Origin of the sequence: Pseudomonas sp. DWRC2-2 (assembly GCF_049897885.1) — a bacterium.
Classification (GTDB): Bacteria; Pseudomonadota; Gammaproteobacteria; order Pseudomonadales; family Pseudomonadaceae; genus Aquipseudomonas; species Aquipseudomonas azotoformans_A.
This window is the reverse complement of the sequence record NZ_JAFCXD010000006.1, coordinates 432,950-457,561: the sequence shown is the minus strand read 5'-3', so window position 1 is coordinate 457,561 and position 24,612 is coordinate 432,950. Positions and strand designations below refer to the sequence as shown.

General features: G+C 61.9%; 21 protein-coding genes and 1 pseudogene. 9 read left to right on the top strand and 13 right to left on the bottom strand.

Features of this window, described 5'->3' with window-relative positions:
* Window positions 1-114: 114 nt before the first annotated feature.
* From preA to hydA, 3 genes are all read right to left on the bottom strand, one after another.
* Window positions 115-1,389 carry an NAD-dependent dihydropyrimidine dehydrogenase subunit PreA gene (gene preA / locus ACP7EW_RS25910; protein ID WP_426220876.1) on the bottom strand — a complete coding sequence of 425 codons (1,275 nt, stop codon included), beginning with the start codon at window positions 1,387-1,389 and terminating at the stop codon, window positions 115-117.
* The gene (locus tag ACP7EW_RS25905; RefSeq protein ID WP_426220874.1) at window positions 1,389-2,756 is read right to left on the bottom strand and encodes an NAD(P)-dependent oxidoreductase; all 1,368 of its coding nucleotides are present in this window, start codon (window positions 2,754-2,756) and stop codon (window positions 1,389-1,391) included. The genes preA and ACP7EW_RS25905 overlap by 1 nt, the downstream gene beginning before the upstream one ends.
* Window positions 2,757-2,838: 82 nt before the next feature.
* The gene (hydA, locus tag ACP7EW_RS25900) at window positions 2,839-4,278 is read right to left on the bottom strand and encodes a dihydropyrimidinase (RefSeq protein ID WP_426220871.1); all 1,440 of its coding nucleotides are present in this window, start codon (window positions 4,276-4,278) and stop codon (window positions 2,839-2,841) included.
* Window positions 4,279-4,869: 591 nt separating this feature from the next.
* Between hydA and ACP7EW_RS25895 the strand changes: the two genes are divergently transcribed.
* Window positions 4,870-6,351 (top strand): NCS1 family nucleobase:cation symporter-1, encoded by a 1,482-nt coding sequence (locus ACP7EW_RS25895; protein ID WP_033902018.1) that lies wholly within the window; start codon window positions 4,870-4,872, stop codon window positions 6,349-6,351.
* 27 nt (window positions 6,352-6,378) lie between these two features.
* Window positions 6,379-7,647, top strand: a complete 1,269-nt coding sequence (locus ACP7EW_RS25890; protein WP_033902019.1) for a Zn-dependent hydrolase — start codon at window positions 6,379-6,381, stop codon at window positions 7,645-7,647.
* A gap of 10 nt (window positions 7,648-7,657) precedes the next feature.
* Here the strand turns inward: ACP7EW_RS25890 and ACP7EW_RS25885 are convergent, their stop codons facing one another.
* Window positions 7,658-8,155 (bottom strand): Lrp/AsnC family transcriptional regulator, encoded by a 498-nt coding sequence (locus tag ACP7EW_RS25885; RefSeq protein WP_016974875.1) that lies wholly within the window; start codon window positions 8,153-8,155, stop codon window positions 7,658-7,660.
* Window positions 8,156-8,276: 121 nt separating this feature from the next.
* Complete coding sequence (locus tag ACP7EW_RS25880) at window positions 8,277-9,323, bottom strand: ornithine cyclodeaminase (RefSeq protein WP_426220868.1); 1,047 nt, start codon at window positions 9,321-9,323, stop codon at window positions 8,277-8,279.
* 267 nt (window positions 9,324-9,590) lie between these two features.
* Here ACP7EW_RS25880 and ACP7EW_RS25875 point away from each other — a divergent pair, with 267 nt between their 5' ends.
* On the top strand, window positions 9,591-10,481 hold the full coding sequence (locus tag ACP7EW_RS25875; protein WP_426220866.1) for a GNAT family acetyltransferase: 891 nt from the start codon (window positions 9,591-9,593) through the stop codon (window positions 10,479-10,481).
* Window positions 10,482-10,516: 35 nt separating this feature from the next.
* Here the strand turns inward: ACP7EW_RS25875 and ACP7EW_RS25870 are convergent, their stop codons facing one another.
* From ACP7EW_RS25870 to ACP7EW_RS25850, 5 genes and pseudogenes are all read right to left on the bottom strand, one after another.
* Window positions 10,517-11,536 (bottom strand): branched-chain amino acid aminotransferase, encoded by a 1,020-nt coding sequence (locus ACP7EW_RS25870; protein WP_033902025.1) that lies wholly within the window; start codon window positions 11,534-11,536, stop codon window positions 10,517-10,519.
* A gap of 82 nt (window positions 11,537-11,618) precedes the next feature.
* A pseudogene (lpdA, locus tag ACP7EW_RS25865) lies at window positions 11,619-12,997 on the bottom strand (dihydrolipoyl dehydrogenase).
* Between the two features lie 3 nt (window positions 12,998-13,000).
* On the bottom strand, window positions 13,001-14,260 hold the full coding sequence (locus ACP7EW_RS25860) for a dihydrolipoamide acetyltransferase family protein (protein WP_426220863.1): 1,260 nt from the start codon (window positions 14,258-14,260) through the stop codon (window positions 13,001-13,003).
* Complete coding sequence (locus ACP7EW_RS25855) at window positions 14,261-15,319, bottom strand: alpha-ketoacid dehydrogenase subunit beta (protein WP_016978112.1); 1,059 nt, start codon at window positions 15,317-15,319, stop codon at window positions 14,261-14,263.
* Between the two features lies 1 nt (window position 15,320).
* Window positions 15,321-16,556 (bottom strand): 3-methyl-2-oxobutanoate dehydrogenase (2-methylpropanoyl-transferring) subunit alpha, encoded by a 1,236-nt coding sequence (locus ACP7EW_RS25850; RefSeq protein ID WP_033902028.1) that lies wholly within the window; start codon window positions 16,554-16,556, stop codon window positions 15,321-15,323.
* 195 nt (window positions 16,557-16,751) lie between these two features.
* Between ACP7EW_RS25850 and bkdR the strand changes: the two genes are divergently transcribed.
* Window positions 16,752-17,237: a Bkd operon transcriptional regulator BkdR gene (gene bkdR / locus ACP7EW_RS25845; RefSeq protein ID WP_010209335.1), complete on the top strand. Its 486-nt coding sequence runs from the start codon at window positions 16,752-16,754 to the stop codon at window positions 17,235-17,237.
* On the opposite strand, the gene ACP7EW_RS25840 is transcribed toward bkdR, so the two are convergent.
* Window positions 17,234-18,097 (bottom strand): MBL fold metallo-hydrolase, encoded by an 864-nt coding sequence (locus ACP7EW_RS25840; RefSeq protein ID WP_033902029.1) that lies wholly within the window; start codon window positions 18,095-18,097, stop codon window positions 17,234-17,236. The two genes, bkdR and ACP7EW_RS25840, sit on opposite strands and share 4 nt — an antisense overlap.
* Window positions 18,098-18,191: 94 nt before the next feature.
* On the opposite strand from ACP7EW_RS25840, the gene ACP7EW_RS25835 reads away from it, so the two are divergent.
* The 3 genes from ACP7EW_RS25835 to ACP7EW_RS25825 are packed head-to-tail and all read left to right on the top strand — an operon-like array spanning window position 18,192 to window position 20,629.
* Window positions 18,192-18,527 (top strand): ArsR/SmtB family transcription factor, encoded by a 336-nt coding sequence (locus tag ACP7EW_RS25835; RefSeq protein WP_005789341.1) that lies wholly within the window; start codon window positions 18,192-18,194, stop codon window positions 18,525-18,527.
* Between the two features lie 50 nt (window positions 18,528-18,577).
* Window positions 18,578-19,822, top strand: a complete 1,245-nt coding sequence (locus ACP7EW_RS25830; protein ID WP_061436094.1) for an FAD/NAD(P)-binding oxidoreductase — start codon at window positions 18,578-18,580, stop codon at window positions 19,820-19,822.
* Window positions 19,823-20,629, top strand: coding sequence for a sulfite exporter TauE/SafE family protein (locus tag ACP7EW_RS25825; protein WP_033902031.1), 807 nt, complete (start codon window positions 19,823-19,825; stop codon window positions 20,627-20,629).
* Window positions 20,630-20,662: 33 nt separating this feature from the next.
* Here the strand turns inward: ACP7EW_RS25825 and ACP7EW_RS25820 are convergent, their stop codons facing one another.
* Complete coding sequence (locus tag ACP7EW_RS25820; protein WP_177114598.1) at window positions 20,663-21,310, bottom strand: YceH family protein; 648 nt, start codon at window positions 21,308-21,310, stop codon at window positions 20,663-20,665.
* A gap of 115 nt (window positions 21,311-21,425) precedes the next feature.
* On the opposite strand from ACP7EW_RS25820, the gene ACP7EW_RS25815 reads away from it, so the two are divergent.
* A complete protein-coding gene (locus ACP7EW_RS25815; protein WP_016978105.1) occupies window positions 21,426-21,935 on the top strand; it encodes a DUF1993 domain-containing protein in 510 nt (169 codons plus the stop codon).
* A 69-nt stretch (window positions 21,936-22,004) separates the two neighbouring features.
* On the opposite strand, the gene sstT is transcribed toward ACP7EW_RS25815, so the two are convergent.
* On the bottom strand, window positions 22,005-23,225 hold the full coding sequence (sstT, locus tag ACP7EW_RS25810; protein ID WP_426220859.1) for a serine/threonine transporter SstT: 1,221 nt from the start codon (window positions 23,223-23,225) through the stop codon (window positions 22,005-22,007).
* A 228-nt stretch (window positions 23,226-23,453) separates the two neighbouring features.
* Between sstT and ACP7EW_RS25805 the strand changes: the two genes are divergently transcribed.
* A complete protein-coding gene (locus tag ACP7EW_RS25805) occupies window positions 23,454-24,611 on the top strand; it encodes an MFS transporter (protein WP_038843920.1) in 1,158 nt (385 codons plus the stop codon).
* The last annotated feature ends 1 nt before the right edge of the window (window position 24,612 follow it).

Genomic DNA, 24,612 nt, shown 5'->3' with positions numbered 1-24,612 from the left:
TTTGGGGGTGGGCGCTTTGCCCTTTTGGGTTTGGGGGTTTTGTTTGTGTCCGGGTTTTTTGGGGGGGGGGGCCCCCCCCCCCCCACCACAACAGCCCGCTCACCACAGGTTTGACTACACCGCCTCCCGGTAGGGATTCCTCGGATCCTGCGTCCAATTCAAGAACGGCTTGCCGGTATCCATCGGCACCATTTCGATACAGTCCGCCACCGGGCAGGTGATCTGGCACAGGTTGCAGCCGACGCACTCGTCATCGATCACCTCGTATTTATGCGTGCCAGCCGGCTGTTTCAAACTGGCGATGGCCTGGTGCGAAGTGTCCTCACAGGCAATATGGCAACGCCCGCAGCCAATGCAGGCCTCCTGATCGATCTTCGCAATCACCTGATAGTTGATGTCCAGGTACTTCCAGTCCGTGGTGTTGCCCACTGCACGCCCGGAAAAGTCCTGCAGGCTGTTGTAGCCCTGACTGTCCATCCACCGCGACAGCCCGTCCTTCATCTCTTCCACAATCCGAAACCCATGCAGCATCGCCGCCGTGCACACCTGCACTGCGCCGCAGCCCAGGGCGACAAACTCCGCCGCGTCACGCCAGTTGCCGATGCCGCCAATGCCGCAGATCGGCAGGCCCTGGGTCTGCGGGTCGCGGGCGATTTCGGCGACCATGTTCAGCGCAATCGGCTTGACCGCCGAGCCGCAATAACCGCCATGAGTGCTTTGCGTGCCCACCACCGGCAACGCGACCATGCGTTCCAGGTCCACGCTGGTGATGGAGTTGATGGTGTTGATCAACGACACCGCGTCCGCGCCCCCACGATACGCCGCCCGCGCCGCCACGCGGATGTCGGTGATATTCGGCGTGAGCTTGACGATCACCGGCAGTGAGCAATACGTCTTGCACCAGCGAGTCACCTGTTCCACATATTCCGGCACCTGGCCCACCGCCGCGCCCATGCCGCGTTCGGGCATGCCGTGGGGGCAACCGAAGTTAAGTTCGATACCGTCGCAGCCGGTGGCTTCCACCAGCGGCAGGATGTTTTTCCAGGACTCCTCCACGCATGGCACCATCAGCGACACGATCAGCGCGCGGTCGGGCCAATCCTTTTTCACCTGGGTGATTTCCCGCAGGTTGATCTCCAGCGAGCGGTCGGTGATCAGCTCGATATTGTTGATGCCCAGCACTTCACGGTTGGCGCCGTAATGCGCCGAGTAGCGTGACGACACGTTGACCGCTGCCGGATCTTCGCCCAGGGTTTTCCACACCACGCCGCCCCAGCCGGCTTCGAAGGCGCGCACCACGTTGTAGGCCTTGTCGGTGGGCGGCGCGGAGGCCAGCCAGAACGGGTTGGGGGCTTTGATGCCGGCAAATACAATCGAGAGATCGGCCATTACGCAGCCTCCACATTCAGCATGAGTTGGGCGTGCATGGCCTCGGCGGCCAGCTTGCCGTGTTGCACCGCCTGCACGGTGAGGTCCTGGCCGAGGCTGACGCAATCGCCACCCGCGTACACACCGGGAATGCTGGTGCGCAGCTGTTCATCGACGAAGATCCGCTCACCGACACGCTGCAGTTGCTGGGCCAGCGGATCGTGCAGTGCCGTGTTATCGAAGCCCTGGCCGATGGCCTTGAAGATCGCATCGGCCGCCAGTTCGAAGGTTTCGCCGGTCGGGTGCAAACGGCCGTTTTCCATGCGTGTGCGCAAGAAGCGCATGCCACGCACATGGCCCTGATCGTCCAGCAGCACTGCTTCCGGCTGGGCCCAGGTCAGCAGGCGCACCTGGTTGGCCTTGGCGATATCCTGTTCGTGATGAGTGGCGCCCATGTCTGCCAAGCCACGGCGGTACACAAGGTTGACATCGCGAGCACCGAGACGGGCCATCTGCACGGCCATGTCGATGGCGGTGTTGCCGGCGCCGAGCACGATGCAGCGATCGGCCAGGGGCAGTTGGGTCAGGTCGTCGGCCTGGCGCAGTTCGCGGATGTAGTCGGTGGCGGCAAGCAGGCCGGGGGCGTCCTCAAAGGGCAGGCCGAGTTGTTTGCTGGCGGCCAGGCCGAGGCCGAGGAACACTGAGTCGAATTGCTGGTGCAGTTCACTCAGCGTGAGGTTGTCTCCCAGACGCTGGCCGTGGCGAATCTCGATGCCACCGATCTGCAGGAGGAAATCCAACTCCTTCTGCGCGAAGTCATCCACCAGCTTGTACTTGGCGATCCCGTATTCATTCAGGCCACCGGCTTTTTCCCGGGCTTCGAAAATCACCACGTCATGGCCGTGCAAGGCGCTGCGGTGGGCACAGGCCAGCCCCGCAGGCCCGGCGCCGACCACGGCGATGCGCTTGCCGGTAGCGGCGGCACGCTGGAAGGGGTGTTCGCTGAAGTGTGCATTGTCGACGGCATAACGTTGCAACAGGCCAATAAGCACTGGGGCGCATTCTTCGGCGTTGTTACGCACGCACGCTTGCTGGCACAGAATTTCGGTGGGGCATACCCTGGCGCAACTGCCGCCAAGGATGTTGGCCGAGAGGATTTTTTGCGCGGCGCCTTGCACGTTTTCGGTGTGGATGTTGCGGATGAACGACGGGATGTCGATCTCGCTGGGGCATGCATTCACGCACGGCGCGTCGTAGCAATACAGGCAGCGCGAGGCTTCCAGTTGGGCTTGCCGGGCGTTGAGCGGTGGCGCCAGGTCGGTGAAATGGCTGGCGAGCGTCGGTCCATCCTCAGCGGGATGGGGGAGGTGGGTCAGGGTCTGGATCACGGTGTTGGCCTCACGGTTATTGAGGTGCTGCCTCTGATGGGCATTGGTTTTTGTGTTGCCTGTACTGGCCTCTTCGGCGGCTTCAGCGTTTCACAGCCACTGGCTTGGAATGCGCAGCCCGCTTGCTCAACTGCTCAAACACCGGCGGATACGTCGGCCGTTCCACATACCGCCCGGCACCGCGCTCGGCACGCAGGTCGCCATCGGCCCAGACCAACTTGCCCTGGCTGATGGTGTGGCTCGGCACGCCGCGCACGGTCTTGCCTTCGAAGATGTTGAAGTCGACTTTCTGGTGGTGGGTCTTGGCGGAAATGGTCCGAGTACCCTCGGGATCCCACAGCACCAGATCGGCATCGGCACCCACGCGGATCGCGCCTTTGCGCGGGTAGAGGTTGAAGATCTTCGCGGTGTTGGTGGAGGTCAGCGCGACAAACTCCTGCATCGACAGGCGCCCGGTGTTAACCCCTTCATCCCACAGCAGCGCCATGCGGTCTTCGATGCCGGCGGTGCCGTTGGGGATCTTGCTGAAGTCGTCACGGCCAGCGGCTTTCTGCTCGGCGCAGAAGCAGCAGTGATCGGTGGCGGTGGTGTGTAGGTTGCCGGATTGCAGGCCATGCCACAGTGCTTCCTGATGCCCGCGTGGACGGAACGGCGGGCTCATCACGTAACCGGCGGCGGTTTGCCAGTCCGGATGCTGGTAGACGCTGTCGTCCAGCAACAGGTGGCCGGCCAGGACTTCGCCGTAGACCGGCTGGCCTTTGCTGCGGGCGTAGGTGATTTCATCCAACGCTTCCTGGGTGGACACATGCACCAAGTAGAGCGGCGTGCCGATGGTCTCGGCGATGCGAATGGCGCGGCTGGCCGCTTCGCCCTCGACTTGTGAAGGGCGCGACAGCGGATGCGCCTCGGGCCCGGTAATGCCTTGGGCCATCAGCTTGCGTTGCAGGTGGTACACCAGCTCGCCGTTTTCCGCGTGCACGGTGGGCACCGCGCCCAGTTCCAGGCAGCGTTCGAAACTGGCGACGAGGGTGTCGTCCGCCGCCATGATCGCGTTCTTGTAGGCCATGAAATGCTTGAAGCTGTTGATGCCGTGGTGGCTGACCAGTTCGGCCATTTCCTCACGCACCTGTTCGCTCCACCAGGTGATCGCCACGTGGAAGCCGTAGTCCGAGGCGGATTTTTCCGCCCAGCCACGCCACTGGTGAAACGCGTCTAACAGGGATTGCTGTGGGTTGGGAATCACAAAGTCGATGATCGACGTGGTGCCGCCTGCCAGGCCGGCCGCCGTGCCACTGAAAAAGTCTTCACTGGCCACGGTGCCCATGAAGGGCAGTTGCATATGGGTATGGGGGTCGATGCCGCCAGGCATCAGGTATTGGCCGCTGCCATCGAGTATTTCAGTGCCGGCGGGAATATCCAGATTCGTACCAATAGCCCGGATTAGACCGCCTGCGCATAACACATCGGCGCGGTAACTTTCATCATGGGTAATAACGGTGGCGCCACGGATCAACAGCGACATGTCGAGTTCCTCACAGGCTTGACCGGCTTGTGCCAGTTCTAAGTGTTGTAATGCTGCTTGCCGATGGTCAGTTAATTCCTGTCATCGGTGACAGGAATAGAAACTAGCCCGAGTTTTTAGATTGGGCAAGAAGATTTTTCATAAGCTTATATCTTGATTAACTATCTGATTTATATGAATAAAAATAGAAAATCACCAAAATGTAGCGTGCTATCACCATTTTGACGCACTTGACAGGTTCTTAAATTGAGCAACATTTCTTATTGCAAATCAGACGCTTGAGACTTGCCTCTTGACGGGACAGGGAAATAAAAATAATTGTGTTGCACCAGATTGAGTCCTGACAGTTCGGGCAACTTCCACGTTATCTAGCCTGAGTAACGTGGCAAGTACCGAAGGCTCACTCGGAAAGCTGATAAACATCAGCGAGTTATATAAGCGGTGCGGGTGCGGTAACGGTTGTCGGCACGGATATTGAGTGCAGTGGCGGCTGGCCGGGCCCGTGATGTCATGTTGTTTACGAGGTACTCCGGCCACCGGCACACACCGTGCAGGTGAGCAAAAATAATTCGAAAAAACCGTGGAGCGGCCATGCAACAGAACAGATCGCAAGTCATTGAGCGCAACGGCCTGTACGAACTCGACGCCGGCCCCGACGTCCTCGACAGTCCGCGCTACAACCACGACATGGCACCGACCAAGGTGCACGAACGCACCTGGAACAAGTGGCACATCACCGCGCTGTGGGTCGGCATGTCCATCTGCGTGCCCACCTACACCTTGGGCGGGGTGCTCACCGCGTATTTCGGTTTGTCGGTGGGCGAGGCGCTGATGGCGATCCTGCTGGCGAACATCGTGGTGTTGATCCCGCTCACGCTTAACGCCTTCCCTGGCACCAAGTACGGCATACCGTTTCCGGTGCTGCTGCGCTCATCGTTCGGCATCCTGGGTTCCAACGTGCCGTGCCTGATTCGTGCGCTGGTGGCCTGTGGCTGGTTTGGTATCCAGACGATGTTTGGTGGGCTGGCGATCCACCTGTTCCTCGGCTCGATTTTCGAGGGTTGGAAGTCCCTCGGCGGCACCGGTGAAGTGATCGGCTTCATGATTTTCTGGTGCCTGAACCTATGGGTGGTGCTGCGTGGCGCCGAGTCGATCAAGCGGCTGGAGACCCTGTCGGCGCCGTTGCTGGTGGCGGTGGGCATTGGCCTGCTGGTGTGGGCGATGCCCAATGTATCCATCAGTGAGTTGATGGCGATCCCGCCGAAACGCCCGGAAGGCGCGAGCCTCACCGGTTACTTCATGGCCGGCCTCACGGCGATGGTGGGTTTCTGGGCGACCCTATCGCTGAATATCCCGGACTTCAGCCGTTACGCCAACAGCCAGAAGGACCAGATTCTCGGGCAGATCTTCGGCCTGCCGCTGACCATGTTCCTGTTCGCCGCCCTCGGCGTGATCATGACCGCTGCGTCGGTGAAACTGGTGGGTGTCAGCGTGTCCGACCCGGTGACCCTGATCGGGCATATCCAGAGCCCGGTGTGGGTGGCCATTGCGATGGCGCTGATCATCATCGCCACCTTGTCCACCAACACGGCGGCGAACATTGTGTCGCCTACCAATGACTTCCAGAACATCGCGCCCAAGCTGATCAACCGCACCACGGCAGTGATCCTGACCGGCCTGGTGGGGCTGGCGCTGATGGGGCATGAGTTGCTGAAAAAGCTCGGCCTGATCGTATCCGACGTGAGCCTGGAAACCGTGTATTCCAACTGGTTGCTGGGCTATTCAAGCCTGCTGGGGCCCATTGCCGGGATCATGGTGGTGGACTACTTCATCACCCGCAAACAACAACTCGACCTGGCCGGCCTGTACCGCGACGACGTGTACCCGGCATGGAACTGGAGCGGTTTCATCGCGTTCGGTGTGCCGGTGGTGCTGACCCTGCTGTCCCTGGGCAGCGATGCGTTCAGCTGGTTCTACAGCTACGGCTGGTTTACCGGTTCGGCGTTGGGCGGCCTGTTGTACTACGGCCTGAATGCCAAGCGCGGGGCCAGCCCGGTTGCCGTCAATCCATAAGAAAAAACCAGCCTGAGGAGATCACTCATGAACGCTGCCCTCGACGTCCTGCAAATCAACCGCGACCGCCTGTGGCAGTCGCTGATGGACCTGGCCAAGCTCGGCGCCACGCCCAAGGGCGGTGTGTGTCGCCTGGCCCTCACCGACCTGGATCGCAAAGCCCGCGACCTGTTCGTGCAGTGGTGCGAAGAGGCCGGCTGCACGGTGACCGTGGATGGCATCGGCAACATCTTCGCCCGTCGTCCGGGGCGTAATCCGAACCTGCCACCGGTGATGACCGGCAGCCACATCGACACCCAGCCCACCGGCGGCAAGTTCGACGGTTGCTTCGGCGTGCTGGCGGGTGTGGAAGTACTGCGCACCCTCAACGACCTGAACGTAGAAACCGAGGCACCGTTGGAAGTGGTGGTGTGGACCAACGAAGAGGGCTCGCGTTTTCCGCCGTGCATGATGGGCTCGGGCGTGTTCGCCGAGAAGTTCACCCTCGCCGATACCTTGGCCAAGGTCGATGCGGACGGCGTCAGCGTGGGCGATGCGCTGAACGCGATTGGCTACGCGGGCGCGCGGCCGGTCAGCGGGCATAAGGTGGGCGCCTATTTCGAGGCGCATATCGAACAGGGACCGATTCTTGAGGATGAGAAAAAAACCATCGGCGTGGTGCTGGGCGCCCTCGGGCAAAAGTGGTTCGACCTGAAACTGCGCGGCGTCGAGGCCCATGCAGGGCCGACGCCGATGCACCTGCGCAAGGATGCCCTGGTGGGCGCCGCGGCGGTGGTGGCGGCGGTGAATGCGGCGGCGCTCGGGCATCAACCCCATGCCTGCGGCACCGTCGGTTGCCTGCAGGCTTACCCCGGCTCGCGTAATGTGATTCCCGGTGAAGTGCGCATGACCCTGGACTTCCGTCATCTCGAGCCGGCGCGCCTGGACTCGATGATTGCCCAGGTGCGCAAGGTGATTGAAGACACCTGTGCCAAGCATGGCTTGAGCTTCGAGATGGAACCCACGGCCGATTTTCCGCCGCTGTATTTCGACAAGGGCTGTGTGGACGCAGTGCGGGAGGCCGCCAATAGCCTGGGCTTGTCGAACATGGACATCGTCAGTGGGGCAGGGCATGACGCGATCTTCGTGGCCGAACTGGGCCCGGCGGGCATGATTTTTGTGCCCTGCGAGGGCGGCATCAGCCACAACGAAATCGAAAACGCCGCCCCGGATGACCTGGCGGCGGGATGTGCGGTGCTGCTAAAGGCGATGGTCGCTGCTTCTGCGGCCATCGCCAGCGGTAAGCTGGCGGCCTGAGTGGCGCTTGCTAGGCCAGTTCGGTGGCGGTGTTTTTCACCACCGCCAACTCCGGATGCGCCACCAACTTATCGATGTGCAACTCATCATTGTTCAACCAGGTCTCCGTCAGCACCCGGTAATGCTCCATGTCCCGGCAGCGCATGCGCAGGCTGTAGTCAAACGGGCCGCTGATCAACTGGCATTCGAACACCTGCGGGCAAGCCTTGACGCAGGCTTCGAAGGCTTTTTGCGCCGAGCGCCCGCTCTGGTTGGACAAGGCCACCAGCACCAGCAACGACAGGCCTGGCGAAACCATCTGCACATCGATGATCGCCCCATACCCACGGATCACCCCGCGCCGCTCCAGCTTGCGCACCCGTTCCAGGCAGGGCCTGGGCGTGAGGTGCACCAGTGACGAGAGCTTTTCGTAGGTGATACGCCCTTGATGGCGCAGCACTTCGATGATGGCTTCATCGATGCGGTCCAGCGCGGGGGAGGAATGGGGTCCGTTGGCCTTGGTATCCATGGGTTTCACTTCAAACGGTTGAGAAAAAATGGCGGCAAACGTTTCGCGTTTGCCTGACCCGTCACATGGTACGGCCTTCCTCCGTCAACGTCTGTATGCGGTTGAGGGCTTGCAGCATGCATCAGGCGCGTTTTTTCTGTTGCGCGCGAGGCTGTTGCGCCAAGCGGGCGAACAGGTCTTTCGGGTCGGCCAGGTCCGGCACCAACTCAAGATCGCTGCCTACCTCCAGCGCCTTGGCCACGTCCAGCACGTAGCGCAGGGCCGAGTAGTCTTCGATGGCAAAACCCACCGAATCGAACAGGGTGACCTGGTGCGCATTTTCGCGGCCGGGCTGCTGGCCGTTGATCACTTGCCACAGTTCGGTGACTGGCGAATCTTCCGGCATGTGCTGAATTTCACCTTCGATGCGGCTTTGCGGCTCGTACTCGACGATCACTCGGGCGCGCTCGACGATACGTCGGTCCAGCTCGGTCTTGCCGGGGCAGTCGCCGCCGACGGCGTTGAGGTGCATACCGGGCTCGATCATCTCGTCCGTCAGGATGGTGGCGTAGGCCTTGTCGGCCGTGACGGTGGTGACGATGTCCGCGCCTTTCACCGCTTCAGCTACGCTGGCGGCCAGGATCACCTTGATCGCCGGGAACGCCTTGAGGTTGGCCGCCAGCTTGGCGCTGGCCTTGGCGTCGATATCGAACAGGCGGATCTCGTTGATGCCGAGCATGGCGTGGAAGGCCAGGGCCTGGAATTCGCTCTGCGAGCCGTTGCCGATCAGCGCCATGCTGCGGCTGTTGTCGCGGGCGAGGTAGCGGGCGACCAGGGCCGAGGTGGCTGCGGTGCGAATCGCGGTGGTCAGGGTCATTTCCGCCAACAGGACCGGTTTACCGGTGTCGACATCGCCCAGGGCGCCGAAGGCCATGACGGTGAGCATGCCGGCCAGGGTGTTTTTCGGGTGGCCGTTGACGTATTTGAACGCGTACAGCGAGGCGTCGGACACCGGCATCAGCTCGATCACACCGTCTGGCGAGTGGTTGGCCAGGCGCGCGCATTTTTCGAAGTCCTGCCAGCGCAGGTAGTCGGCACGGATGTACTCGGCCATTTCGGTGATGCAGGTTTGCACACCTTTTTGCGAGACCAGGTAGCAGAGGTCGTTGACGTCGATGTAGCGGGTCATATGAGGCTCCTTGTTATTCGAGGGCGCGGTCAGCGTTTTCTGCTGCGCGTGAGGCGGCACGGCAGGCAGGTGCAGTCGGGTTATTGTGTGGGTTATCTGCGGATTATCCCGGCTGAAACGGAGGGATAGCTCAGCCGGGAAAGCTGAAAAGTACGGTCGGTCAGCCGAATCGGCTGTGGAGGTGACAGGTGATCTAAATGGGGGGGCTGGCTCGCTCCCACATTGGTATTGTGGGGTCAGATTTAGCACCGTCAGTCTGGAGGAATCATGTCTACCGCCGTTCGTCTTGCCCAGGCAGCCGATGCCGAAGGGATCAGCCAGGTCATCCTGGCAGCCTTGCACAGCAGCAATGCGCGGGATTACCCGGCGGATGTGATTGCGCGGGTGGCGCGTAACTTCACCCCGGATGCGGTGTTGGCCTTGCTCAAGCGCCGCCTGGTGCTGGTGGCCATTCAAGATCAAGTGATCGTCGCCACCGCCGCCCTCGACGGTAATGTGGTGCGCTCGGTGTTCGTCAACCCGGCGCTGCAAGGGCAAGGCATTGGCCGGCTGCTAATGATCGAGATCGAGTTGCGCGCCCGTGAGGCCGGGGTGACGGTATTGAGCGTGCCGTCATCACTGACCGCCGAGCCGTTCTACACCAAGCTGGGGTTTAACACCGTGCGTGATGTCTACCACGGCAATGAACGTACGTTGGTGATGGAAAAGGCGCTGCTGTCCCGGCATCCCATCGGACCGTATCGCGACCGTCAGCATCGGACGCAAGTGGTTGCGTTATGGCAGCAGGCCTTTGGTTATGACACTGCCCATAACGTACCCACCCTGGCGATCGATAAGAAGCTGGCCGTCAACGATGGGTTGTTCTTCGTGGCCACGGATAAGAAGACGGTGATCGGAACGATTCTGGCCGGCTACGACGGCCACCGTGGCTGGCTGTATTCGGTGGCGGTGCACGCCGACTATCGGCGCCATGGCTTGGGGTCTTCACTGGTGCGTCATGCGGAACAGGCATTGACCGCCTTGGGTTGCATGAAGATCAACCTGCAGATCACTGGCGGCAATGATGCGGTGGTGGGGTTCTACGAGGCGTTGGGGTATGGGGTGGAGCCGAGGATCAGCATGGGCAAGAAGATCACGGTGAATATCCCGGAGCAATAAAAAACCCGCCATCTGGCGGGTTTTTTCCGGGTTGCTTAGACCTTGACGATCCAGCCTTGCGGCGCTTCAACGTCACCGGTCTGCACACCGGTCAGCTCTTTGTAGAGCTTCTGGGTGATCGGGCCGACTTCGGTCTCGCTGTGGAACACGTGCAGCTTACCGTTGTACTGGATGCCGCCGATCGGCGAGATCACCGCAGCCGTACCGCAGGCGCCGGCTTCCTTGAACTGGTCCAGTTTGTCGATGAACACTTCGCCCTCGACCACGTCCAGGCCCAGGCGGGTCTTGGCCAGTTCGATCAGCGACAGGCGGGTGATGCCTGGCAGCACCGAAGGCGACTTCGGCGTGATGAACTGGTTGTCGTGGGTGATCCCGAAGAAGTTGGCCGAGCCGACTTCTTCGATTTTCGAATGGGTCATCGGGTCCAGGTAGATCGCGTCGGCAAAACCGGCTTTCTTCGCTTCGGAACCGGGCATCAGGCTGGCGGCGTAGTTGCCACCGACCTTGGCGGCACCGGTGCCTTGTGGCGCGGCGCGGTCGAAGGTGGAGATCTGGAAATTGTGCGGCACCAGGCCGCCTTTGAAGTAGGCGCCGACCGGGATGCAGAACACGGAGAAGATAAACTCCGGCGCGGTACGCACGCCGATGTTGTCACCGGTGCCGATCACGAACGGGCGCAGGTACAGCGCGCCGCCGCTGCCGTACGGCGGGATGAAATGTTCGTTGGCCTTGACCACTTGTTTGCAGGCGTCGATGAACACGTCGGTCGGCACATGCGGCATCAGCAGGCGTGCGCAGCTGCGTTGCATACGGGCGGCGTTCTGGTCCGGGCGGAACAGGTTGATCGAACCGTCCTTGCAGCGGTAGGCCTTGAGGCCTTCAAAGCATTGCTGGCCGTAGTGCAGGGCGGTGGAGCCCTCGCTGATGTGCAGCACGTTGTCGTCGGTCAGGGTGCCTTCTTGCCATTCGCCGTTTTTCCAGACCTGGAGAAACCGCTTGTCGGTCTTGATGTAGTCAAAACCCAGCTTGTCCCAATTGATGCTTTCGTTACCCATGACACCCTCTATCGTTGGTCAAGTCGGTTTTTTTCTGGATGGGCGCAACAATACTTCATTAGCCGGTGCCTTAGCACCCCCTTCAAAGGTGCAACGCATGCCCCAGCGCCCGCAGCGCGGCTTCCTGCACCGCTTCACCAAGGGTCGGATGAGCGTGGATGGTGCCCGCCACGTCCTCCAGGCGCGAACCCATTTCCAGGCTCAGGCCAAAGGCGGTGGACAGCTCGGAGACACCCACCCCCACGGCCTGCCAGCCGACGATCAGGTGGTTGTCACGCCGCGCCACCACCCGTACGAAGCCGGTTTTCGACTCCAGGGTCATCGCCCGGCCATTGGCCGCGAACGGGAAGCTTGAGACGATGCAGTCCAATCCGGCGGCCTTGGCTTCGTCCGGGGTCTTGCCGACCACCACCAGTTCCGGGTCGGTGAAGCACACCGCCGGGATCGCGGCCGGGTTGAATCGCGGGACTTGCCGCTGATCAGTTCGGCGACCATTTCGCCCTGGGCCATGGCGCGGTGCGCGAGCATTGGCTCGCCACTCAGGTCGCCGATGGCATACACGTTGCGCATGCTGGTCTGGCAGCGGCTGTCGATTTTGATCGCCGAGCCGTTCATCTCCAGGTTCAACGCTTCAAGGTTCCAACCCTGGGTGTTGGGTTTGCGACCGACGGCGACCAGCACCTGGTCGGTTGCCAACGACAGGGTGTCGCCATTCGGGTCGCGTACTTGCAGGCTGCCATCGGCAAAACCGGTGACGCTGTGCTTGAGGTACAGCTTCACGCCCAGTTGCTTGAGCGATTCGTTCACCGGCTGCGTCAGCTCCGCGTCATAGGCCGGCAGGATCCTATCCTGCGCCTCGACCACACTGACCTCGGCGCCGAGCTTACGGTAGGCGATGCCCAGTTCCAGGCCGATATAACCGCCGCCTACCACGATCAGGCGCTTGGGCACGCTTTTCGGTGCAAGGGCTTCGGTGGAGGAGATGATCGGCCCGCCAATCGGCAGCATCGGCAGGTTGACGCTTTTCGATCCGGTGGCCAGCAGCAAGTGCTCGCACCGGATGCGCTGGTCGCCGACGTCAACGGTCTTGCCGTCCACCACCTCGGCCCAACCGTGGATCACCTGCACCTTGTGCTTCTTCAGCAAGGCGGCGACGCCCGTGGTCAGGCGATCGACGATGCCATCTTTCCATTCCACGCTTTTGCGGATATCCAGGGTCGGCACATCCACTTCAATGCCCAGTTGCGAACCCTGGCTGTGGTGGATGGTTTGCTGGAACTGCTCGGCCACATGGATCAACGCCTTGGACGGAATGCAGCCGATATTCAGGCAGGTGCCGCCGAGCGCCTGGCCTTCCACCAGAAGGGTCGGGATGCCCAACTGGCCGGCACGGATCGCCGCCACATAACCGCCAGGGCCGCCGCCGATAATCAGCAGCGTGGTATTCAATGTCTGCGTCATGCCTTACTCCAGGAACAGGCTGGCGGGTTGTTCGAGCAGGCCGCGAATGGCCTGGATGAATTGCGCCGCGTCCATGCCATCGATCACGCGGTGATCGAAGGAGCTGGAGAGGTTCATCATCTTGCGCACCACGATCTGGCCCTTGATCACCATCGGCCGTTCAACGATGCGGTTGACGCCCACGATGGCCACTTCCGGCAGGTTCAGCACCGGCGTGCTGACGATGCCGCCCAAGGCACCCAGGCTGGTCAGGGTGATCGTCGAGCCCGACAGCTCGTCGCGGCTCGCCTTGCCATTGCGTGCAGCCGTGGCCAAGCGCGCGATTTCTTCGGCATTGCCCCACAGGCTACGGGCTTCAGCGTGACGCACCACCGGCACCATCAGGCCAACGTCGCTCTGGGTGGCGACGCCCACATGCACCGCACCGAGGCGGGTGATGACCTGGGCTTCGTCGTCGTAGCGCGCGTTGATCTGCGGGAAGTCACGCAGTGCCACGACCATGGCGCGCACGATGAACGGCAGCAGCGTTAGCTTGCCGCGCGTGGCGCCGTGTTTCTCGTTGAGGTGCACGCGCAGCTCGTCGAGGGCGGTGACGTCGATCTCTTCCACATAGCTGAAATGCGCAGCGCGCCGGGTGGCGTCCTGCATGCGCTGGGCGATCTTGCGGCGCATGCCGATCACCGGGATCTGTTCTTCGGTGTGGCGTTCGGCATAGGGGTTGGCAGCGGTTTTGTTTTGCGTCTGACCCTGGAGCAAGTAAGCCTCCAAGTCTTCGTGCAGAATCCGGCCCGCCGGGCCAGAGCCCTGCACCAGGCGCAGTTGAATCCCGGCGTCCAGTGCGTGTTTACGCACGGCCGGGGAGGCCAATGGGCGTTCGTCGGCTTCACGTGCCACAGGCGCCTGGGCTGCGATAACCGGTGCCGGTTTGCGTTCAACCGCCACCGGCGCAGGCTTGGCCTCAACCACAGGCGCGGCCTTCGGCGCTTCCTTCACGGCGGGCGCTTCCTTGGCGTTGCCCGCGCCTTCCACTTCAATGCTGATCAGAATACTGCCCACGGCCATGACTTCGCCCGGCTCACCGCCGAGTGAAATCACCTTGCCGTGTACCGGCGAAGGAATATCCACCATCGCCTTGTCGGTCATCACATCCGCCAGCACCTGGTCTTCCACGACCATGTCGCCGACCTTCACATGCCACACCGACAGTTCAACTTCCGCGATGCCTTCGCCAATGTCCGGCATCTTGATTACGTGCGTGCCCATTCAGACCTCCATGACCCGTTTCAACGCCGCGCCCACTCGGGATGGCCCTGGGAAATACGCCCACTCTTGCGCGTGCGGGTAGGGGGTGTCCCAACCGGTGACGCGTTCGATCGGCGCTTCCAGGTGGTGGAAGCAATGCTCTTGCACCAGCGACACCAACTCGGCACCAAAGCCGCAGGTGCGGGTGGCTTCATGCACCACTACGCAACGGCCAGTCTTCTTCACGGATTTGACGATGGTTTCCAGGTCCAGCGGCCACAGGCTGCGCAGGTCGATGACCTCGGCGTCAATGCCGGTTTCTTCGGCGGCAACTTGCGACACATACACGGTGGTGCCGTAGGTCAGCACCGTCACGGCCGAACCCGGGCGCACGATGGCGGCCACGTCCAGCGGCACGGTGTAATAACCGTCCGGTACTTGGGCTTGAGGGTGTTTCGACCACGGGGTCACCGGGCGGTCGTGATGGCCATCGAATGGGCCGTTGTACAGGCGTTTGGGCTCGAGGAAGATCACCGGGTCATCGTTTTCGATGGAGGCGATCAGCAAACCTTTGGCGTCGTAAGGGTTGGACGGCATCACCGTGCGCAACCCGCAGACCTGGGTGAACACCGCTTCGATACTCTGGCTGTGAGTCTGGCCGCCGTAGATGCCACCGCCGCACGGCATGCGCATGGTCAGTGGCGCGGTGAACTGGCCGGCCGAGCGATAACGCAGGCGCGCGGCTTCGGAGATGATCTGGTCGGTGGCGGGGTAGACGTAGTCGGCGAACTGGATTTCGGCCACCGGGCGCAGGCCATAGGCACCCATGCCCACGGCGACGCCGATGATGCCGCTTTCGGAAATCGGCGCGTCAAACACCCGCGAGCTGCCGTACTTGGTCTGCAAGCCTTCGGTGCAACGGAACACGCCGCCGAAATAACCGACGTCCTGGCCGAACACCACCACGTTGTCGTCACGTTCGAGCATCACATCCATGGCCGAGCGCAGGGCCTGGATCATGGTCATGGTGGTGGTGGTCATGGCGGTTTCCACTTCAATGCTGTTGTTGTGATCGTTCATGTCAGACCCCCAACTCTTGGCGCTGGCGCTTCAAATGCTCCGGCATCTCTTTGTAGACGTCTTCGAACATGGTCGCGGCGCTTGGAATCTGGCCACCGGCCAGGGTGCCGTACTGTTCGGCTTCTTTCTGGGCCTTGACCACTTCGGCTTCAAGTTCTGCGCTGACCGCCGCGTGTTCCTCTTCGGACCACTGGCCAATCTTGATCAGGTGCTGCTTGAGGCGGGCAATCGGGTCGCCCAGGGGGAAGTGGCTCCAGTCGTCGGCGGGACGGTATTTCGACGGATCATCCGAAGTGGAATGCGGGCCGGCGCGGTAGGTAACCCATTCGATCAGCGTTGGCCCGAGGTTGCGGCGCGCACGCTCGGCCGCCCAGGCGGAGGCGGCGTACACCGCGATAAAGTCGTTGCCGTCTACGCGCAGGGAGGCGATGCCGCAACCGACGCCGCGTCCGGCGAAGGTCGTGGCTTCACCGCCGGCAATCGCCTGGAAGGTGGAGATGGCCCACTGGTTGTTGACCACGTTGAGGATCACTGGCGCACGGTAAACGTGGGCGAAGGTGAGGGCGGTGTGGAAGTCCGATTCGGCGGTGGCGCCGTCGCCGATCCAGGCCGAGGCAATCTTGGTATCGCCCTTGATCGCGGAGGCCATGCCCCAGCCCACGCCCTGTACGAATTGGGTGGCGAGGTTGCCGGAAATGGTGAAGAAACCGGCGTCTTTCACCGAGTACATGATCGGCAACTGGCGGCCCTTGAGCGGATCACGCTCGTTGGACAGCAGTTGGCAGATCAGGTCCACCAGCGGCACTTCGCGGGCCATCAGGATGCTTTGCTGGCGGTAGGTGGGGAAGCACATGTCGTCGATGTTCAAGGCCAGGGCCTGGGCGCTGCCGATGGCTTCTTCGCCAAGGCTTTGCATGTAGAACGACATTTTTTTCTGACGTTGGGCGACCACCATGCGGTTGTCGAAAATGCGCGTCTTGAGCATGGCGCGCATGCCTTTGCGCAGGATCTCGACCGGGACGCCTTCGGCCCACGGGCCGAGGGCCTGGCCCTGGTCGTCGAGCACGCGGATCAGGCCCTTGGCCAGGTCGGCGGTGTCGGCGGGTTCTACGTCGATGGCGGGTTTGCGCACTAGACCTGCGTCAGTCAGGCGCAGGTAGGTGAAGTCGGTCTTGCAGCCTGGGCGGCCCGAGGGTTCAGGGACGTGCAGGCGCAGTGGTTCATACTGCTGGGTCATGGCTTTCTACGCTCTATCTTGTGAATTTCTTGTAGTGGGCGCGCTAGCTGACAGTCAGCCTCCGGATAGGAGAAATCTTGTCCTACAACAATCATAGGCGGGGCGTAGAAGAATATTTATCTGTGTTTCATTGCGCTCAGGATCATTTGCGGATAAAAAAACTGCATAAACATAATAAACAGGTGATTTTGTCTCATGCGCAAACTGGACCGTACCGATATCGGCATTCTCAACGCCCTGCAGGAGAACGCCCGCATCACCAACGCCGACCTGGCCCGCTCGGTGAACCTGTCGCCCACGCCGTGTTTCAACCGGGTGAAAGCGATGGAAGAGTTGGGCTTGATCCGTGACCAGGTCACGCTGCTCGACGCTGATTTGCTGGGGCTGCACGTCAACGTGTTCATCCACGTGAGCCTGGAAAAGCAGAATGAACTGGCATTGCAGCAGTTCGAAGGCGCGATCTCCGACCGGCCTGAGGTGATGGAGTGTTACCTGATGGCCGGCGACCCGGACTACCTGATCCGGGTGCTGGTGCCGACGATCCAGTCGCTGGAGCGCTTCATGATGGACTTTTTGACCAAGGTGCCGGGCGTGGCCAATATCCGCTCCAGCTTCGCCCTTAAGCAAGTGCGCTATAAAACCGCGTTGCCGCTACCGGCCAACGGCATCAACCTGGGTTAGAGGCGGTTGACCGGAATCTTCAGGTACACCACCCCGTTATCCTCCGCCGGCGGCATATTCCCCGCCCGCACATTCACCTGGATCGCCGGCAGCAACAGCGTCGGCATCCCCAGTCCTGCGTCGCGCGTGGTGCGCATCTCGACAAACGTGGCTTCATCCACGCCGTCATGCACATGGATATTCCCGGCGCGCTGCTCGGCTACCGTGGTCCGGCATTTTGCCTCACGGCCTTCGGGCGGGTAGTCGTGGCAGACGTACAGTTCGGTTTCCAACGCAAAGGCCAGCAACTTGCGCATCGACGCATACAACTGCCGCGCATCGCCGCCGGGGAAATCACAGCGCGCCGTGCCGACATCCGGCATGAAAAGCGTGTCGCCCACCAAGATCAACCGGTCGTCGATCAGGTAGGCCATGTCCGCCGGGGTATGCCCAGGTACATGCAGGGCCTGGGCCTTGATCGTGCCGATGTGAAACACCTCATCCGGCGCAAACAGATGATCGAACTGCGAGCCATCCACGCGAAATTCCGGCTCCAGGTTGAACAGGTTCTTGAACACGCCCTGTACTTTGCTGATGGACTGCCCGATGGCGATCTTGCCGCCCAAGGTGCGGCGCAGATAAGGCGCGGCGGACAAGTGATCAGCGTGGGCGTGGGTTTCCAGCAACCATTGCACCTGCAAGCTGTGCTCGCGCACGAAGGCGATGACCTTGTCGGCCTGCCGCGTGTCGGTGCGCCCCGAGGCCGGGTCGTAGTTGAGCACTGAATCGACGATGGCGCAGGGGCCGCCATCGGCTTCATAAACGACGTAGGTGTAGGTCGACGATGCCTCGTCCAGAAAGGCTTGGATCAGCGCTGGCATGGCGGTTGTCCCGGATGAAGAAAAAAGTAGTTACAATCAGTTTACGTTTTCACATAATGTTTTGAGCTTAAGTGACAAAAAGGACCCGAGGCAAATGGAATCTACTCTGAGTGAGGGCGAAGTCGCCCAGTTGCGCGCATCGGCGTCCAAGGCTTGTTCCTTGCTCAAGGCCCTGGCCAATGAGGACCGTTTGTTGATCCTGTGCCAGTTGACCCAAGGCGAGCGCAATGTCGGCGAGCTGGAAGCCCTGACCGGCGTGCGCCAGCCCACGCTGTCACAACAGTTGGGCATTTTGCGCGACGAAGGGTTGGTCGCCACCCGTCGGGAAGGTAAATACATCTTCTACGGGCTGGCCAGCCACGAAGTGATTCAAGTAATGAAGACCCTGTCCGGGCTGTACTGCGGCGCGGTCATAAAAAGCTGGGCGTGACGCCATCCGGCAGCGACCCTTGTGTGCATGTATGACAAAGGCGATAGACCATGACCGACCAACACTGGGGCCCAACCATCAGTGGCGACATCGTAGTCATCGGCGGTGGCTCGGCGGGCATTGGCCTGCTGGCCAGCCTGCTCAAGCGCGACCCGCACCTGAACATCATCCTGATCGAACCGAGCGACCACCACTGCTACCAGCCCGCCTGGACCTTGGTGGGCGGCGGCGCCTATGACCTGAAAAAGACCCGCCGCCCGCTGGCGGATGTATTGCCCAATGGCGTCACCTGGGTGCAGGCCGCCGTCACCGAAGTACTGCCCGACGAGCAGACCCTGATCCTCGACAGCGGCCAGCGTGTCAGTTGGCAAAACCTGATCGTCTGCCCCGGCCTGCGCCTGGCGTGGGAGAAGGTCGAAGGCCTGCAAGACACCCTCGGCAAGCATGGCGTCACGTCCAACTACAGCTACCAGCACGCGGCCTACACCTGGCAGTTGGTGCAGCAACTCAAGGGCGGCAAGGCGATCTTTACCCAGCCGGCCATGCCGATCAAATGCGCGGGCGCGCCGCAAAAGGCCCTGTATTTGTCCTGCGATCACTGGCTCAAGCAGGGCGTGCTGAAAAACATCGACGTCGAATTCAACCTGGCCGGTGCCGCGCTGTTCGGCGTGGCGACCTTCGTGCCGCCGTTGATGAAATACGTGGAGAAGTACAACGCTCGCCTGGCGTTCAACGCCAATCTGGTGAAAGTCGATGGTCCGGCACGCAAGGCCTGGTTCGAAGTGAAGGACGCCGAAGGCACTGCGCGTGTTGAAGAAAAATCCTTCGACCTGCTGCACGTTGTCCCACCGCAAGTCTCCCCGGACTTCATCCGCCAAAGCCCGCTGGCCGACGCCGCCGGCTGGTGCGAAGTGAACCCCCACAGCCTGCAACACCTGCGTTACCCACACATCTTCGGCCTGGGTGATGTGTGCGGCACCACCAACGCCAAGACTGCCGCGGCGGTGCGCAAGCAGATCGTGGTGGTCGCTGAAAACCTGCTGGCCCTGCGCAAACAGGCGCCGCTGCCGCTCAAGTACGATGGCTACGGTTCCTGCCCGCTGACGGTGGAGAAGGGCAAGGTGGTGCTGGCCGAGTTCGGCTACGGCGGCAAGTTGCTGCCGACCTTTCCCCTGGACCCGACCCAGGCGCGGCGTTCGATGTGGTTCCTCAAGGCCACCTTGTTGCCGTGGTTCTACTGGAACGGCATGCTCAAGGGCCGCGAGTGGCTGACCCGCCTGAGCAAGGTGGACTGAATGCTGCTGGCCAGTGTGTTGGGGTTATTGATGGGCCTGGTCATGGGCCTGACCGGTGCGGGCGGCGGCATCCTCGGGGTGCCAGCGCTGGTGTTGGGGTTGGGCCTGAGCATGACCCAGGCCGCGCCGGTGTCGTTGCTCGCCGTCGGTGCGGCAGCAGCCGTGGGAGCGATCGACGGTTTGCGTCATGGCCTGGTGCGTTACCGCGCTGCGCTGCTGATCGCTTTGCTCGGCGCGCTGTTTTCGCCAGTGGGGGTGTTTCTCGCCCACCAATTGCCGGAAGCGCTGCTGATGGGACTGTTCAGTGGCTTGATGGTGTTGGTGGCTTGGCGCATGTTGCAGCGTGAAAAACGTGAAGCTGGGCCGAGTGACCATGGCACGGCGTCCTGGGGCCAGAAGAACTGCATGCTCAATCAGCAGACCGGGCGCTTCGCCTGGACCGCCAAATGCAGCGCGACCCTGGCCGCCCTCGGTGCGGTGACCGGTGCAGTGTCCGGCCTGCTGGGCGTTGGCGGTGGCTTTCTGATCGTGCCGGCGTTCAAGCAACTCACCGATGTGCAGATGCGCGGCATCGTCGCCACGTCCTTGATGGTGATCAGCCTGCTCTCGCTGGTCGGCGTGGCCGGCGCATTCCATGCCGGTGTGCGCATCGAGTCGGTGGGCTGGGTGTTTATCGGCGCAAGCATCGTCGGCATGCTCGCCGGCCGACGCCTGTGCTCGGTGATTCCCGCCCGTATCTTGCAAGTGGGGTTTGCCAGCCTGTGTGTACTGGTGGCGATTGGAATGCTAGTTAACGCCTTGCGCTGAAACTGGGGCGAGGGCGCTTGCTGCGCAGCACCTTCAGCCCTGTTCCAACTGGGCCAGGCGCTCTTCGAGCGCTGCAATGCGCGCTTCCAGTTCTTCGATCCGGTCCGCTGAAACGCCAGCCCCGCGTTCCACGGGGTTGCCTCGCGCCGCGAGGATCGTCTCGATGTCTGCCGGATCGCCCAGCGCATGGGTGTAGCGGTCTTCGCGCTGCCCGGCCTGGCGCGGCACCAGCAACGCCAGCCCGCGTGCGATCAAGCGCTCCAGTTGATGCACCACCTGCTCGGCGTCTTCGAAGTCATGCATGCGTCCGCTGCGGGTCAGCAGCTCATTGACGGTCTGCGGCCCTCGCAAGAACAACAGCCCGGTGAGGATCACCTGGGCCGGCACCAGCTCCAGCGCCTTGTCCACGCGATGTTCCCAGCGATCGGCACGACTGCCCATCACCAGGCGGGTAAAGCCCTGGCCTTCCAGCGCACGCAGGCTCTGACCGACCTGGCCCTGGCTGAGGTTCATGACCGGCTCGCGGCTGGTCTTCTGGTTGCAGGCCAACACCAGGGCATTGAGGGTCAGGGGATAGGTTTCCGGGTTGGTCGCCTGTTTCTCGATCAGGCAGCCCAGGATGCGGATTTCCGTGCTGTTCAGGCGCGGCTCAGGGGTCTCGGTGTCGTGCTCGGCGGTCATCGCGCTTTCCCTATGCAGTGAAGTGCCTAGCGTAAGCCGGAAAAAATAAAAGACAAGCGGTGGGCATGGCTATAATCGCCGCTGGTTCAAACCGTGACATTACCCAGAGACTGCCATGACTATTTCCCTGTACGCCGCCTCCATCCCCGTCTTCAAGCAAATGCTCACCGCCCTGAGCGGTGTGCTGGCCAAGGCCGAAGCCCACGCCACCGCCAAGAACATCGAGCCGAACGCCTTGCTGCAAGCACGTCTGTTCCCGGACATGTTCCAACTGGTGCGCCAGGTGCAGATCGCCGTCGACTTCGCCAAGGGCGTTTCCGCACGCCTGGCCGAGATCGAAGTGCCGAAATATGAAGATACCGAAGTCACCTTTGCCGACCTGCAAGCGCTGATCGCCAAGGTGTTGGCCTTTGTTGACACCATCCAGCCCGAGCAAGTCGACGGCAAGGAAGGCATCGAGATCGTCACTCGCCCAGGTACGCCTAAAGAGAAGCGCTTCAGCGGCCAGTCCTACCTGCTGACCTACGGCCTGCCGCAGTTCTTCTTCCACGTCACCACCGCTTACGCGCTGCTGCGCCACAACGGTGTGGAAGTGGGCAAGCGTGATTACATGGGCGCTTTCTAAGCCTCCAGTCATAAAAAAGCCCGGGGTCGTTCTTCAGTGAACGACCCCGGGCTTTTTTGTGGCGGGCGGTTAAGCCGGCTGCTCTTCCTTGCCCAGGCAAGCGGCAGCGGTGAACAGCACATCGGTGGACGAATTCAGCGCGGTTTCCGCCGAATCCTGCAGCACGCCAATGATGAAACCCACGGCGACGACTTGCATGGCGATCTCGCTGGGAATGCCAAACAGGCTGCACGCCAATGGGATCAATAGCAGCGAACCGCCCGCCACGCCGGAAGCACCGCAGGCGCAGACGGCCGCGACCACGCTGAGCAGCACGGCGGTGGGCAGGTCGACGGAGATACCCAAGGTGTGTACGGCGGCCAGGGTCAACACGGTAATGGTGATCGCGGCGCCGGCCATGTTGATGGTGGCACCGAGCGGGATCGACACCGAGTAGGTGTCCTCATGCAGGCCCAGGCGTTTGCTCAAGGCCAGGTTGACCGGGATGTTCGCCGCCGAACTGCGGGTGAAGAACGCGGTGATCCCACTTTCGCGCAGGCACATCAGCACCAACGGGTAAGGATTGCGGCGCAGTTTCCAGAACACGATGGCCGGGTTGACCACCAGCGCCACGAACAGCATGCAGCCGATCAGCACCACCAATAGGTGGGCGTAGCCGAGCAGGGCGCCGAAGCCGGAAGTGGCCAGGGTCGAGGCTACCAGGCCGAAAATGCCCAGCGGCGCAAAGCGGATCACCACCCGCACGATCAGGGTGACGCCGTTGGACAGGTCGTCGAGCACGGTGCGGGTGGTCTCGCCGGCATGACGAATGGCTACGCCCATGCCGATGGCCCAGGCCAGGATGCCGATGAAGTTGGCATTCATCAGTGCGCTGACCGGGTTATCCACCACGCTCAACAGCAGGCTTTGCAGCACTTCACCAATGCCGCCGGGCGCGGTCACCGTTGCGTCGTGGGTTGCCAGCACCAGCGAGGAGGGGAACCACATGCTCGCAATCACCGCGACCACGGCGGCGGCAAAGGTGCCCAGCAGGTAGAGGAACAGGATCGGCTTGATATGGGTTTCCTGGCCGTGCTTATGGTTGGCGATCGACGCCATCACCAGCACAAACACCAAAATCGGCGCCACGGCCTTGAGCGCGGCGACGAACACCTTGCCGATAAACCCGGTGGCCTTGGCCGCCTCGGGCAACAGCAAGGCGAGCAGGATGCCGGCGATCAGGCCGATGACGATTTGCGTGACCAGGCTGACGCGGGCCAGTCGTTGCAAGAGGGAAGGGGCAGCAGTCATAAACACTTGTCTCTGGTTTTTGGAGGCACGGCGGCACAGGCAGAAAGGGCTGTAGGACGCGGATCGCGAAGTCTAGCACGCTGTAGGAAATGTCCTCGGCGGTGCGGCATTGCGTCGCCCGCCCGCCCCAGTCTTTGCAAAATCCTGTTAACATTCCGTCCTCTCATCTTTCCTATCCTTCAGCGCGCCCTTTGGGTTGTCGTTGATGTCGTCGTTTCTGGAGTTTTCATGTTGTTTCCCATCCTGCTGCTGTCGGCCGCCGGCTTTACCGTGCTGACCACGGAATTCGTCATCGTTGGCTTGCTGCCGTCCATCGCCCGGGACCTGAATGTGAGTGTGTCCCAGGCCGGGCTGCTGGTGACCTTGTTTGCGTTTACCGTGGCGGCCTTTGGGCCGTTTCTGACGGCCTACTGCGCGCGTTTCCCACGCAAGCGGCTGTTTATCAGCATCCTGATCATGTTCGGCGTGGCCAATACCGTGGCGGCGCTGGCACCGAATATCTGGGTGATGGCCGTGGCGCGGTTGATCCCGGCCCTGGGCCTGCCGGTGTTCTGGGCCTTGGCCAGCGAAACGGCGGTGGACATCGTCGGCCCCGAATTCGCCGGGCGTGCCATCGAGAAGATCGGCTTCGGGATCGTGTGTGCCACGGTCTTCGGCATTCCGGTGGGCACGCTGATTTCCGATATGTTCGGCTGGCGCAGCGCGTTTGCCATCCTCGCGGTGGTGGCGTTGGCCAAGGCCTTGCTGCTGTTTATCTACCTGCCGGTGACCCAGCCGAAGAACGCTGAAGTGACGCTGCGCTCGCAGTTCAAGATCCTGCGCAACCCATTGATGCAGGGCCATATCCTGCTGTCGATCCTGGTGTTCAGCGGCATGTTCACGGCGTACACCTATTTGGCGGATATTCTCGAGCGCCTGGCCGGTTTCGACGGTACGTTGGTGGGCTGGTGCCTGATGGGCTTCGGTGCGGTCGGGCTGATTGGCAATTCGTTGGGCGGGCGTGCGGTGGATCGTCACCCGTTGATCGCGTCGATGGTGTTTTGCGGCTTCATGATTGCGGGCATGGTGGCGCTGGTGCCGGCGATCCATTCGACCATTGGCCTGGCGGCGGCGATGGCGGTGTGGGGCGTGACCCAAGCGGCGATGTTTCTGGTCAGCCATGTGCGCTTGATGAAAGCTGCGCCCCACGCGCCGGCATTTGCCGCGTCGCTGAACATCGCCGGGGCCAACCTGGGGATTGGCCTGGGCGCCCTGGTGGGCGGCCATGTGATCGACACGCTCGGCCTGGGCAGCTTGGGCTTTGCCGCTTCCGGGTTTATCCTGGTGTCGATCCTGCTGGCCTTGTGGCTGATGACCGCCAAGCAACCGGTAGCCTCCCAGGCCTGAG